This is a genomic window from Spirosoma validum (genome assembly GCF_014699035.1).
GTDB lineage: Bacteria > Bacteroidota > Bacteroidia > Cytophagales > Spirosomataceae > Spirosoma > Spirosoma validum.
Genome location: NZ_JACXAA010000007.1, coordinates 390,612 through 404,075 on the forward strand (window position 1 = coordinate 390,612; position 13,464 = coordinate 404,075).

Below are 13,464 nucleotides of genomic sequence, written 5' to 3' on the forward strand. Positions count from 1 at the left end.
TGAGTGCCTAAATATATAATATATTATTCAAATAATTCAAAATCAGAATAGCGTATTTATTAATCGGCGCTTTGTGAGGTAGTGAGAATGTGGAAAGCATATAATAATGGCTTAATTCCACACTGTCTTCTACTTTATAGATCAGGCTAAGCACAATAGAACTGAAAACACGTTTACTCCATATGAAATACCCGTTCCAGCGGCACAGCCACGGGTGAGTTGTCTGGATTGGTCTCCATCAGGTCGGCCATATACGCCCACCACTTTTTCATAAGGGAGAGAGTAGGTAACGTATCGGCGGTATGATCAGCCAGGCGCTTCTGAACAGCAAACAATATGCCCGTCGAACGATCCAGGTAGATTGAGTAGTCTCGAATACCAGCTTCCGTTAAAGCAGTCGACAGTTCCGGCCATATTTCATCATGTCGGCGTCGATATTCTGCCTCGACGCCGGGCTTGAGTTTCATTGTAAACGCAATTTCGACCATCTCTTACAGTTGAGTTTGCAGACTTTTTAGATAAGTAGAATTAAGGTTACTCTACCTTGTTTAGGCAAAGTCGATCTGGCTTGTTTTCTCCTGCTTCGATTATCTACTACTATTACTCTGCTACGTATCATCTTATTTTCATCGAATGGTGGCTAGTACAGGAAAGAGTAGGAAAGTAGTAAACAAAGACAAGATAAATTTGCAAAAAACAACGAAAAAGTGGCTGTAATCTGGGGTGTAGTCTTGCATGCGCTGGGAGGATTTGCTTCTGGCAGTTTCTATTTACCATACAAAAAAGTTCGTGGATGGGCGTGGGAAAGTTACTGGTTTATCGGTGGCTTGTTCTCCTGGGTGGCAGCTCCACTCATCATGGGGTCCGTTACCGTTCATGATCTGTTTGACGTATTACGCCAGTCCTCTTCCTCAACCTTATGGTGGACATACTTCTGGGGTGTATTATGGGGATTCGGCGGTCTGACGTTCGGCCTGGCGATGCGCTATCTGGGCCTCTCGTTGGGTATGGCCGTTACGTTAGGGCTCTGCGCCGTTTTCGGTACGCTGGTCCCTCCTATCTGGCAGGGCGAATTTTATAAATTAATCAGCACTACGTCTGGCCGGGTCATTGTTCTGGGACTGCTCGTCTGCGTGGTCGGTATTTCTATTTGCGGAATCGCCGGTATGATGAAAGAAAGATCCCTATCGGATGCCCAGAAAAAAGCTGTGATTACTGAATTCGATCTTCGGAAAGGTTTGTTTGTGGCGGTTTTCTCCGGTGTCATGAGCGCCTGTATGTCCTTCGGTCTCACCGCCGGGCAACCCATCGCCGAATTAGCGGTCCAGCACGGAACGGATTCATTGTACATGAACAACGCTCCGCTGGTCATTATCCTGCTCGGCGGCCTGACAACCAACGCGATCTGGACCATCTACCTGAATATTCAGAATCGTACGTACACCGATTATACCAACGTATCGACACCGATTCTGGCGAATGTTATTTTCTGTGCCCTGGCGGGCTTTACGTGGTATTTCCAGTTCTTCTTCTACGGCATGGGCGATAGCAAAATGGGGGAATACCGCTTTTCGGGCTGGACCCTCCACATGGCGTTTATCATCGCCTTCAGCAGTTTCTGGGGCCTTTATTTACACGAATGGAAAGGCGCCAATCAACCGACCATGCGCACCATTACGCTGGGTATCTCGATGGTTGTACTCTCGACGGTTATTGTAGGCATCGGCAATTATCTGGCAGCGTAGCAGAGGGCAGAGGGGTTGGGGCAGAGAGCAAAATACTTTCATTACGTCTACCCTATGCCCCAATCCCGCTGCCCTCTGCCTCAAAACACTTCCTGGGCAATCTTCATGACGTTATCGGCTTTGCCCATTGTGTAGAAATGCATCACTGGCGCACCAGCGGCAATCAGCTCGCGGCACTGTTGAATACTCCACTCTACGCCTACCTGCCGGGCCTGCTGATCATTTTCGCAGGCTTCAACCGCTTTTGTCAGATCGTCAGGCATTTCCAGATGGAACAGTTTGGGCAGAATCTGAAGTTGCTTACGGGTAGCTAGCGGTTTCAATCCGGGAATAATCGGCACCGTAATACCGGCCTGTCGACAGCGCTCCACAAAATCCAGGTATTTCGTATTATCAAAAAACATCTGCGTAACGATGTAGTCCGCGCCTTTGTCGATTTTCTGTTTCAGATAGTGAAAATCAATATCATGGTCCATAGCCTCGAAGTGTTTTTCGGGATAGGCAGCTACACCAATACAGAAATTACTGGATGCCAGCGCGGTATCTTCTTCGTGCAGGTAAATACCCCGGTTCATATTGGCTACCTGTTCAACCAATTCGCTGGCGTAGGAATAGCCATTATCTTTTGCTTGAAACGTTGAGAAGGGCTTGGCCGGATCGCCACGTAGCACCAGCGCATTGTCGATGCCGAGGTAATGCAGGTCAATCAGGAAATCTTCGGTCTCCTCACGGGTGAAGCCTCCGCAGAGTACGTGCGGAACCGGATCGACGCCAAACTTATGCATGATGGCGGCACAAATACCAACCGTACCCGGACGTTTGCGTGTGACGATCTTCTGAATCGTACCGTCAGGCAGAAGCCGTTCAATGTATTCTTCGCGATGATACGTAACGTCAATAAACGGTGGCTTGAATTCCATCAGCGGCTCGATGTTGTCGAGCAGATTCTTTAGATTGTCACCTTTGATCGGCGGAATGACTTCAATCGAAAAAATTGGTTTGCCGTTCGCGGCCTTAATGTGATCGGTAATTTTGGTCATCGGAAAGAAACAGGCCCGTCGAACCAATCGATCAGGCAATAAAACCCAAAGCTAGCGTGAAAACACAGCTAGTCGTACGTAAATTCCATTGGCGTAACCGCTACTCCACGGTTGTATATCGAGCCGACAGCCAATAGTGCCACTATTTTTAACTTCGTGCAGTTTCGGAATCCCCCAGCCCACTAACGATCCAAACGCAGCCCCGGCAATCAGGTCAGTTGGATAATGCTTGCCGCCTTCATAACGTAGCACGGCGGTGGCTGTCGCCAGGCCAAGCGAACCCACCCAAACAACTGGCTTCAGTCGTGAATGCGGAAAGTAATGCCGGAATACTTCACTGGCGAACACCGCCGATGCAAACGCATTCGTAGCATGACCCGAGAAAAATGACTGGCGAGCATCCCGATCGAGTTTTTCATCCAACGGCACAGCTGGATTATAAACAAATGGACGGGTGCGCTGTGTAATCCCTTTGACAGTACGTTCGATTCCGTTGCCTAGCAGCATCGTCTCTACATACATAACGGCAACGGTCTTTAAATCCTGTCGTATCGGTTTGGTGCCTATAGCCAGCCCACCCGCCAACGCAATCGTGCCCGCCAGCGTAGCGTGGCTCAATTTGGCGGCCGTTGGCGACCAGTGCTCTGTAGCCGACTGATCAAACGAATTGACATCGGCCCGATTCAACGTAGCAATCTCTACCGACGTTAGCGGATCAATTGTGCGACTAAGCACTACCGACGCCCCCAGCGACACAGCGCCTACTCCAAGCAATGTAACTTCCCTGCCAGTATGGAGTTGGTAAGGCGCCTGACCGAATGAGGAATGATAAATGAAGAATGCTACGATGACGACACGACTCTTCCTAAAAAAGATTTTTGGAGGGATTCCACCTAACACACGCATAATTCATTGTTTAGCATTTTCAATTTACTTGCACAACTTCCGGCTCGTCAGCCAGATAAACCAGCTTTCCTTCGACTTCTGGATAACCCATATCCCGGTACAGATTGGTAAAATAACGTAACGCATCGATCGGCGAATAGCCTTCGGAAGATTCTGCTATTGATACAGACTCGTATTGAACCAGCACAATACTACCATCGGGATGATGGACCACGCGATGCGGAGCACCATGCATCCGTCGGCGACTCAAAATGCTTCGATCTGTATCGATACGTAACGTCGGATCAAATAGAGATATCAACGCGGGATGCAAAATGATTGCCAGTAAGCTTTGTTTCAGTTCGTCATATTCGGCGTTACGTACCAGGCCCTCACTGACGAGCTGGCGAAGCGCCTTATCGACACTTTCAGGTCCTATAATCAAACTGAGTGCCGCGCAAAGTTTCCGGTCCCGTTCTCGGGTTCGCTCGAAGGTCGCTACGTCAAATACGCGGTCGGCTTGTCTGCGTAGCTGCAAATCCTGACTTCGATGCCCACTAACCACCTCCTCCAGAACAATTTCATCGAGCCGATCATCGGCTTTCTGATGCGAAAATGAATCGGTACACAAGCTGATCGGGTATCGATATTGGCCCTCCTGCCAGCTGCACCCGCAAGTACGCGCTACGTCACTATCGCGCAGAAAGGCGTGGAGCCAATGACTGATTGTGTTTTGCGCGCCTTTCCCGAACTCTTTGACTTCACTGATTACGTAGAGTCGATCGGTTGGGCGCGTAAACGCTACGTACAACAGGTTCATATTCTCCAGAAACGTACGCGTCAGTTCCTCTTCATACTGAGCCGCAATGGGTCCGGGCGTACCACGCAGTTTGCTGGTCGTATTAGCGGGAGCCGATAGCAACTGGGCCAACTGGTCCGAACCATTTTCATGACTTAGTTTATCGGTCCGAACGCTGGTTAGATCAAGCCAGATTGTACTGTCGTTGATCGGTTCAACTTTCCAGTTGGCAAACGGGATAATGACAACCGGATATTCCAGCCCTTTCGCTTTGTGAACCGTCTGAATACTGACAGCATTACGGGCGTTTCCCTCTACCGAAACCTTCTGCCGAACCCCTTCCCAATACACTAAAAAATCGCTCAGATGGCCGCTACGTTTCTGATTGAATGCCAGCACCTCATCCAGAAAGCGAAACAGAAATGGGTTATGTTCTGCCTGTCGAAACAGGCCAAACTGAGCGGTCAGGCGCTCAGCCAGTTCATACGGATTCAGTTGCCCCAACGCATACGGATCGAGTGGATAACCTTCTGTCGTTAAATAAGCATACACAGCCGTGGCGCCACTTTCTGCTACGTCATGTAATCGTCCGGTCAGATCATCGTCCGGAAAAATCCCCTGTACTACCCGATTAAACAAATACAGCAGTTCGTACCGTAGCATCTTATGATCGGGGCGCTGGAGCACCTGCATGACCGTAACAATCCACTTAACCGGGTCCGAAAACTCCAGCGACAACGAATCAGCGGAAACCAGCGGAATCTGGCGGGCGTTCAACTCATTGGCCAGGGCTTTGGCATGGGATTTCTTGCGGCAAAGAATCGCAATATCCCCGTACTGATACCCATCGGCCAGCGACTTTTCCAGATGCTCAATCGTCATATCGAGCATTGCTTTTGTCAGATCTTTCCCCTCCTCCTCCGCTTTTTCGACAAAATCAATCTGTACGTGTCCCTCTTGTCGGGCATTTGGCTGGGATTTCTGATGAAACTGCTGCTCCGCATCGAACACGTCAGCTAGTTTCGGATGCTGGTACTCGAACTTACGGGCCGTAAATTCAAAAAAATCATTGTTGAATCGAACAATCGGTTCGGCACTACGCCAGTTGGTGTCCAGTTGCTCACCAGTCAAATGCCCACCGAGTGCATTGATACGTTCCGACGTCCAGGAATCAGGATTATGTGCCATTTTCAGGCTTTCCAGATCTTTCCGGTGCAGAGCGACAATCTGATCCATATCCCCACCCCGGAATCGGTAAATAGCCTGCTTGCCATCCCCCACCGCCAGATTAAAATGATCGGCACCAAGGGCATTCTCGATAAGAGGCAACAGATTGGCGAATTGCAGCCGCGATGTATCCTGAAATTCGTCGATCAGTACGTGATTATATTTTGTACCCAGTCGTTCATACAGAAAGGGAACGGGCTCCGTAGCGACAATGCTCAGGATTTTCTTGTTAAATTCCGAGATATGTACCCGTCCATCTTTACGCAGTAACTCATCGAATTCAACCCGCATCTGTTTTAGTAAGGCCAGTTTCTGCAAGTGCGGTAACAGGCAATCGAACAAGGCTACCTGCCGACCCGATTCATCCCGTATCGTAAGAATTTGCCGAATACAGTCGCACAGTTCGTCAGCCATGGCATCAATGATCCCCTGAACAGGCATGGGCGTTTTCTTGCCGTACCATTCGCCTTTTTCAAGCGCATTATTGACACGGGTGCCTGCCTCTTTACTCGCGCTTCCTTCGGCAATGGCTCGCAGAAAACCGCCTACTCCAGCAGCGCCATACGTGAAATCCGTTTCGTCTAAACCGGCTCCTGTAATACGTTTCCAGGCTCGTTGACCGTGGCTAATAATGTCGGTTTCAACCTGTTGATTATGTTCCAGCAGTTGGTTACGTATCGCCCGGATGGCAATTGGTGATAACTCCTGAGCGGCATTGACCGCTTCGTAAAATTGATCGGATGTCAGATTTCGCCCGAACTCTTTGAGTAATTCGGGGAGTTGGTTCCAGCTTTTGCCTTCGCTGGCAGTATTGGTATAATATTCACTGAGGATGGTCGTAATCTCTTCCATCTCCTCCGTTCCTGCCTTTTCAATCAGGTTATCGATCGCCAGCTCAAGGACTTCATCCGTTTCCAGCTCAACTTCGAACGAGTAAGGCAGGCCTAACTCGTCGGTAAAGGCCATGACGATGCGCTGCGTGAAGGAATCAATGGTTGTTACACTAAAATCAGCGTAGCGGTGCAGAATGGTTCTGAAAACGGAAGCCGCTTTAGTACGTAACTCGTTTTTGGCAATGGCGAATGGTTCAGTGCCCGGCCAAACACCGTACAATTCAGTGACCAGGTCATTCAGCAAAGTCGATTCTTCTGTACCAGCAATGTCAGCCAGATTTTTGAGAATCCGGTTCTTCATTTCATTGGCTGCTGCGTTCGTAAACGTAACGGCCAGAATATGCCGGAAGTAATCGTCTTTCGCATCCGGACGTAACGCTAGCTTCAAATACTCTTTCGTGAGCGTGTACGTCTTTCCCGACCCGGCCGAAGAACTGTAGATTTTGAACATGGGGAGGAAGGGGAAGGAGGAGAAGGATAAAAGGGAAGAAAGGGATAATGTAGTTATTGTTTTCCCCTTTTTCCCTCTCCTCCTTCCCCTTCCCGTTTTAAAAATTATACCGCGCTCCGATACCTGAGTTCAGGCCTAGAAAAAAGGGTGCCTGAAGGAGTTCGACATAAAGACCGGTTTCCAGAAAAATTGAGTACGGTTTCCCTGCCGGAAAAAATTCCAGGCCGCCAATACCTGACCCTCCGAGTGATAACGCATTTTCGTAGTCGCCATTGAGCCGGGGCGGATAATATTTTCGATTATTGATCTGTCCGCCAAAGCCGTAATAGGCCCGGATGCTTTCACTTTTTGTCAGCGCGGTATGCCACAGAAAATGCCCCTGAATGGTTAGACCAACGCTTTTGTAATCACCCGATCGGTAACTACGGTTTGTCCCATACAAACCACCATACGTACCGATATTTAGATCGAACGCATGGTTGTTTCCGAAATATTTGCGAACATTTACGCCGGATGGTTCGCCAATTCGCGCTCCTATCGACCAGTTGTTATACTGTGCAGAAGCTGTGTTTACTGTCATTAACCAACCCAGCAGCAACAGGGTCACAACTAAAAGCGATTTTCTCATAGATGTATTATCAAGCATTCGATACTAATTCTGGTCGGGTGGCCTCTTCTCCTGAACCCAGCGGCAAATCATCAGATACAGGTGTGTTGTTCATTTGCCGAAGTACGTCCAGTAGCCGTTCATTTTCAGGCTCAGTGCCAACCGAAATCCGAAGACAACCATCGCACAGCTTAACCTTAGACCGATCGCGAACAATGACCTGGCGTTCAATCAAGTGTTCGAACACATTTTTTGCATCATCGAACTGCACAAGCAGAAAGTTAGCATCAGACGGATGAACAACCTGGACTGAAGGCAAAGAACGCAGATTTTGAGCCAATTTCTGACGATCAGCTAAAATTTTAGTAACCATTTCGTCCTTTTCAGCTTCATGCGTGAGTGCTTCAAGTGCGAGCATCTGCGTAGGTGCTGAAATGTTATAGGGTGGTTTAATCTTGTTCAGTATCTGAATTAACTCTTCCGACGCGAAGCACATGCCCAGACGTAACGCAGCCAGTCCCCAGGCTTTCGAGAACGTTTGTAGTACGACCAGATTCGGATAATTGTCTAATTCTGTTGTCCAGGAAGGCGTGTCGGCAAAGTCGATATAGGCTTCGTCAACGATCACTAAGGAATGATCAGCCGCTTCGAGAATTGTGCGAATGGCATCCGTATGTAATAGATTTCCCGACGGGTTGTTCGGCGAACACAACCAGATCAGTTTCGTCTGCTCGGTGATAGCCGCTAAAACTGCGTCCACATCAACCTGGAAGTCAGGCGTTAGCGGCACCTTGATGATTTCGACATCATTCACAGCAGCCGAGACTTCATACATGCCGTAGGTTGGCGGCATGATCAATATATTATCTTTGCCTGGTGTACAGGTGGCCCGCACCAGCAAATCTATAGGCTCATCGGAGCCATTGCCCAGAAAAATCTGCTCTGTTCGAACACCTTTAATCGGGGCTAGTTTTTGCTTGATCGCCAATTGGTGCGGATCTGGATACCGGTTATAGTCGCCAGCGTTTGTTGTGGAGCCAAGCGGATTTTCGTTCGCATCCAGAAATACACCCACTTTTCCCGTATACTCATCACGGGCCGACGAATACGGCGTCAACGAAAGAATGTGCGGGCGAAGGAGATTATTGAGAGTAAACATAGATCATTTGTTAAAAAGACGCCCATCGAACGTAAATGGCTCAATATCGACAAGCTTAAGCCGGGAAAATAATTCGTGCTGTGGATTAACGACGTAGTTATATTCAGCTTTGACAATAACAGACGGGACACGTAGCAAAAGTGAAGCCTTATTTTTTAGCCATTCATCCCCGAATTGACGCGTGTATTTCTGATCATTACGCCAATTGCTCTTTAGCTGCTGAATGTCAACCGTCTGTACAAACGTACTGTCAGGAAGATATAGAACAGCGATTTTATATTCATCTTCAGGTGGAAGATTTGATAAATAAACCAGCGATTCAACCATTGCCAGAGAGCGGCTTTGGGCTGTATATAGAGCAAACTGTCCGGTCGAGTTCCAGCGTCCACCACGTTCGTAAGCACCCTTGCCACTCAAATCAGCAACGTATTTACTCCGTGTAATCCGAAACAATTCCATTACGCGAAGATACCATGTTCAATACGACCAAGAATGTCGTCAACCGTATTGATTCCCACTTCATTATGTAGAATATCAATGGGTTTTTTACTGGTAAGTCCCAGGTTGGGCCGATATAACCAGGCCCGAAAATAATCGGCTCCTAGAGCATCAGCTCCGTGTGCGAACAAATCAGCCAGCATAAACAAACGACCCGTTACAACTTCACTTAATCGGTCATTTTCAGCGTATCGATGTAGATTTCGGGCAGTTACTGGTAACAATCGGATTATTTCGCGAATATCTATTCCATACGTATCGGCCAGATGCTTGATCGTTGCTTTAGGAATACCTTCGGCTACAACATCAACCAAATCGATCTCATTCTTAAATGGACGACCAATTAGCGATGGACCTCCTAATTTTTCATAAGCCAGAGAAGCGTTCATATATATTGGAAATATTTCAACAAATATAATGACATTTTTCCAAATTCACTCCTCATCATTAAGTTAATACTGCGTTGGCCGCCACCGAAATGACTGTTCGTTAATGGCACGCATTGTGCAAAGAACACCATTTAGATGATCGTACTCATGCTGAATCAACTCCGATATAGACCAGTCCGTTACGTTCCAGGTCTGTAGTTGCCAATGTTCATCGCGATACGTTAAGGTCAAATTGCGATGTCGTCGGACACGTACCAGTAAATTCGGGAAACTCATGCAATCGTCCCAAAGTTCGTCGGTTTCGTCACTAACTGACACCAGTTCAGGGTTGATAATGACTTGTGGACGATCAACATTCAGGTAAATCAGTCGCTTCATAATGCCGAGTTGCGGAGCGGCAATTCCTCGTCCGAACTGATATTTTGCTCGAATCTCTTCCATTACGTTGTGCAGGTCAGCCACCCAGTCCGGCACCAGTGGCAACTCCGATTCCAAGACAAGTTCGCAAGTTTCGTATAGGCGCGAGTCACCCAGAAGCAGGAGATCGGCGAGGTGTTTCATGCGAGCGCGTTCTTCAGGGTTTCGACCAACGTATTGATCTCATCCTCCGTATTGAAATAATGGGGCGAAATTCGCAGGGCAGCCGTTTTCATTCCTTTTCGATCAAAATCCAAAATAGCAGCTCCGTGCCCACTGATCGACGTATTGATGTGCTCTGCCTGTAACGCAGCTTTCAATTCATACGCCGATTTTCGATCGCTAACAAACGTAATGATGCTGGATAACTGCTTGCCTTCATCCAGCAACCGCACGCCCGGTAACTCAACTAATTGACGTCGCAGACTCGCGCATAGGTCGGCGTTACGTCTGGCAATAGTATCAAGACCAATGTTCAGCGCGTACCGATTGGCTTCAGCGGCTCCCAGAATAAGAGCGTAGGGGAATTCCCAATTCTCAAAACGACGGGCCGTTTCTATCAGTTGATACGTATCGGCTGATTCCCAGGTAGCGCCATGCAAGTCGATAAATAAGGGAGCGAGATTGGCGGCCAAAGCCTTGTCGGAGACGTACAGAAACCCCGTTCCACGCGGACCGCGCAGAAATTTCCGGCCAGTAGCCGTCAGGAAATCACACTGAATCTGCGTTACGTTTACCGGCAATTGTCCTACCGACTGGCAGGCATCAACCAGATAGAGGACATCATTTTCCCGGCAAAGCTGACCAATCGCTTCAACGGGCTGAACCAGACCTGAGTTCGTCGGCACGTGCGTAACGGCAACCAGTTTTGGACGTAGCGCCTTGATCTTCTGCGCCATGTCATCGACCGAAACGCCATTTTCCGGTTCATCAGCCGCCCGAACAATCTCAATGCCAAACCGCTTTTGTAAAGATATAAACGCGATCTGATTGGAAACGTAATCGTTGATCGTCGTCAGAATTACATCACCCCGTTCAAAAGGAATTGACGACAGCGCCTGTGCATAAGCGTCTGTTGCGCTGGCCATGGCGGCAATGTTTTCTGCGTTTGTATTGAGCAGTTCAGCTGTAGACGTGTAGAAATTCGTTATGACCTCTTCTCGAGCCTGAGCGGCTTCGTACCCACCAATACTCGCTTCGAGTTCGATATGATTTGTGATGGCGTCGATAACCGGTTTCGGCATCAGCGAAGCCCCTGCGTTATTGAAATGAACAACATGCTGAACGCCGGGTGTGTCGGCTCGGAGAGAAAGAAAATCAAGCATACATGAATTATAAACTACAGAACAGAGGCCATTGAGATGACTTCTAATCCAGAGATACCGTCAAAATCACTCGTATTATGAGTAAGAATTGGCTGATTGTAAAGGAGAGCAGTGGCTGCAATGATCGAATCGCCTAAAGATCGTTTGCGTTGCTGACGTAAGCGAATAGCCTCATTAATAATATTATTTGTAATAGGCAGCAGGGAAACAATATCCAGTAATTGCTCTAGCTCAGACTTGTGCACAGGCTTAAGTTTATGGAAACCTAATACCTCAAGTTTGGTAATTAGCGAAATATAAAGTGGTTCTTTTTGCTCAGCCAGATAGGCTCGTAACGTATCATAGTTAGGCTCAACGAAGTAAATGAGGATGTTACTATCTAAAATCATTCTTCACGGCCATCAAGTACCCGATCCCAGCTACGAATTTCACGCTGCCATTCAGCCGGATCGCCAAATGAGTCTCCAACACCTCCATGAGCGGCTATTCGCCTGGCAGCGTCAATAAAAGCTGCATTTTTCTGTTGAACACTTTGTTGATCAACCACCCGAGAATTTAATCTTGGCAATAAAGCCAGCAGGAGCTCTTTATCTTCAGGCGTATCCACCTCAATCAATATCTTTTCCATAGCTTTCCCGTTTTTTAGCAAGATAACAAAATCAGGCCGGATTTGCTTCGGCTAGACTCGCCAGTCGCAGACTCACAGCCCGCTTGTGTGCATCGAGTGATTCCGCTTCGGCCATCGCTTCTACGACTGGTCCAACGTTCTGTAAACCTCCGGGCGTAATGTGTTGTACCGTAATTTTCTTAACAAAGCTATCGAGCGACACCCCGCTGTAGGCCCGGGCGAAACCATTCGTTGGTAACGTATGGTTCGTTCCCGACGCATAGTCGCCGGCTGATTCAGGTGTATAGTTTCCGAGAAAAATAGAGCCCGCATTGATAATTTGCTCAGCCACGGCTTCGGCATTATCGATACTCAGAATCAAGTGCTCGGCGGCATAGGCATTCAGCAAATCAATAGCGTCAGCCTGCGTTTCGACCAGAATCATTTTACTGTTTTCCAACGCTTTAGCTGCCATCGCCTGACGCGGTAGTCTACCAAGCTGGGTAGTTAACGTTAGGTTAACGCTACTAATCAATTTTTTGCTGGTCGAGACCAGCAGTACCTGACTGTCTGCCCCGTGTTCGGCCTGAGAGAGCAGGTCAGCGGCTACGAAAGCAGGGATCGCCGAATCATCGGCATAAATAGCTACTTCGCTCGGTCCGGCGGGCATATCAATCGCTATACCCTCCTTCGCTACCAGCATTTTAGCTGCCGTTACGTACTGATTTCCTGGACCGAAGATTTTATAAACCTGCGGCACCGACTCAGTCCCATAAGCCATTGCCGCAATCGCCTGCGCTCCCCCGATGCGAAATACGTTCGTTACGCCCACGAGTCTGGCAGCAAAGTAAATAGCCGGATGATTACTTGGTGTACAGAGAACAATTTCCCGGCAACCTGCGAGCTGCGCCGGAATGCCCAGCATCAGTACCGTACTGAACAGCGGAGCCGTTCCACCCGGAATGTAAAGGCCAACTTTCTCAATACCAACGCTTTTCCGCCAGCACGTAACGCCTGGCATCGTCTCAATTTTCTCGACCGGTTGCTTCTGCTTCTCGTGAAACAGGCGAATATTCTGATAGGCCTGCCGAATCGCAGCTTTTAACTCGTCGCTGAGCTGTGCTTCAGCTGCATCCAATTCATTGGCACTGACATGCAGTTGCTCAACGCTTAAGTCAATTTGATCGAACTTTTTAGCCAGTTCGCTCAACGCTACGTCGCCACCGGCTCGTACCTGTGCCAGAATTGGTGCCACAGCTGCTTCGATTTGCTGCGTTGACTGTATGGGACGAGCCAACAAGTTAGGCCATTCAGTACGTTCGGGGAAAGAAATGATGTTCATTTTGAAAGCAGGAAAGGGAGGATGGGGACGAAAGGGAGGAGGAAAATCAACTGGGCAAGCCTTTTTTCTTCTCGTCTCCT

The 13,464-nt window shown here is 48.4% G+C and carries 14 protein-coding genes; 1 reads left to right on the top strand and 13 read right to left on the bottom strand.

Annotated elements, in window-relative coordinates; all coding sequences use genetic code 11:
- Positions 1-173: 173 nt before the first annotated feature.
- On the bottom strand, positions 174-488 hold the full coding sequence (gene rhaM / locus IC230_RS20160) for an L-rhamnose mutarotase (RefSeq protein WP_191040837.1): 315 nt from the start codon (positions 486-488) through the stop codon (positions 174-176).
- A gap of 219 nt (positions 489-707) precedes the next feature.
- Here rhaM and rhaT point away from each other — a divergent pair, with 219 nt between their 5' ends.
- Positions 708-1,745 (top strand): L-rhamnose/proton symporter RhaT, encoded by a 1,038-nt coding sequence (rhaT, locus tag IC230_RS20165; protein WP_191040838.1) that lies wholly within the window; start codon positions 708-710, stop codon positions 1,743-1,745.
- 80 nt (positions 1,746-1,825) lie between these two features.
- Here the strand turns inward: rhaT and metF are convergent, their stop codons facing one another.
- The 12 genes from metF to hisD form a co-directional block, all read right to left on the bottom strand.
- Positions 1,826-2,785: a methylenetetrahydrofolate reductase [NAD(P)H] gene (gene metF, locus IC230_RS20170; protein WP_191040839.1), complete on the bottom strand. Its 960-nt coding sequence runs from the start codon at positions 2,783-2,785 to the stop codon at positions 1,826-1,828.
- Between the two features lie 51 nt (positions 2,786-2,836).
- Complete coding sequence (locus IC230_RS20175) at positions 2,837-3,691, bottom strand: phosphatase PAP2 family protein (protein ID WP_191040840.1); 855 nt, start codon at positions 3,689-3,691, stop codon at positions 2,837-2,839.
- Between the two features lie 19 nt (positions 3,692-3,710).
- A complete protein-coding gene (locus IC230_RS20180) occupies positions 3,711-7,040 on the bottom strand; it encodes a UvrD-helicase domain-containing protein (protein ID WP_191040841.1) in 3,330 nt (1,109 codons plus the stop codon).
- A 97-nt stretch (positions 7,041-7,137) separates the two neighbouring features.
- Positions 7,138-7,668 (bottom strand): hypothetical protein, encoded by a 531-nt coding sequence (locus IC230_RS20185; RefSeq protein WP_191040842.1) that lies wholly within the window; start codon positions 7,666-7,668, stop codon positions 7,138-7,140.
- 10 nt (positions 7,669-7,678) lie between these two features.
- Positions 7,679-8,806, bottom strand: a complete 1,128-nt coding sequence (gene hisC, locus IC230_RS20190; protein ID WP_191040843.1) for a histidinol-phosphate transaminase — start codon at positions 8,804-8,806, stop codon at positions 7,679-7,681.
- Positions 8,807-8,809: 3 nt separating this feature from the next.
- On the bottom strand, positions 8,810-9,265 hold the full coding sequence (locus IC230_RS20195) for an RES family NAD+ phosphorylase (RefSeq protein WP_191040844.1): 456 nt from the start codon (positions 9,263-9,265) through the stop codon (positions 8,810-8,812).
- Entirely contained in the window at positions 9,265-9,693 is a 429-nt protein-coding gene (locus IC230_RS20200) for an antitoxin Xre/MbcA/ParS toxin-binding domain-containing protein (protein WP_191040845.1), read from the bottom strand. The genes IC230_RS20195 and IC230_RS20200 overlap by 1 nt, the downstream gene beginning before the upstream one ends.
- 63 nt (positions 9,694-9,756) lie before the next feature.
- Complete coding sequence (locus IC230_RS20205) at positions 9,757-10,254, bottom strand: peptide deformylase (protein ID WP_191040846.1); 498 nt, start codon at positions 10,252-10,254, stop codon at positions 9,757-9,759.
- The gene (locus IC230_RS20210; protein ID WP_191040847.1) at positions 10,251-11,435 is read right to left on the bottom strand and encodes an aminotransferase class V-fold PLP-dependent enzyme; all 1,185 of its coding nucleotides are present in this window, start codon (positions 11,433-11,435) and stop codon (positions 10,251-10,253) included. The genes IC230_RS20205 and IC230_RS20210 overlap by 4 nt, the downstream gene beginning before the upstream one ends.
- A 14-nt stretch (positions 11,436-11,449) precedes the next feature.
- Positions 11,450-11,824: a type II toxin-antitoxin system VapC family toxin gene (locus IC230_RS20215; protein ID WP_191040848.1), complete on the bottom strand. Its 375-nt coding sequence runs from the start codon at positions 11,822-11,824 to the stop codon at positions 11,450-11,452.
- A complete protein-coding gene (locus IC230_RS20220; RefSeq protein ID WP_191040849.1) occupies positions 11,821-12,063 on the bottom strand; it encodes a hypothetical protein in 243 nt (80 codons plus the stop codon). Before IC230_RS20220 ends, IC230_RS20215 begins: the two co-directional genes overlap by 4 nt.
- Before the next feature lie 31 nt (positions 12,064-12,094).
- A complete protein-coding gene (hisD, locus tag IC230_RS20225; protein WP_191040850.1) occupies positions 12,095-13,384 on the bottom strand; it encodes a histidinol dehydrogenase in 1,290 nt (429 codons plus the stop codon).
- Between the last annotated feature and the right edge of the window lie 80 nt (positions 13,385-13,464).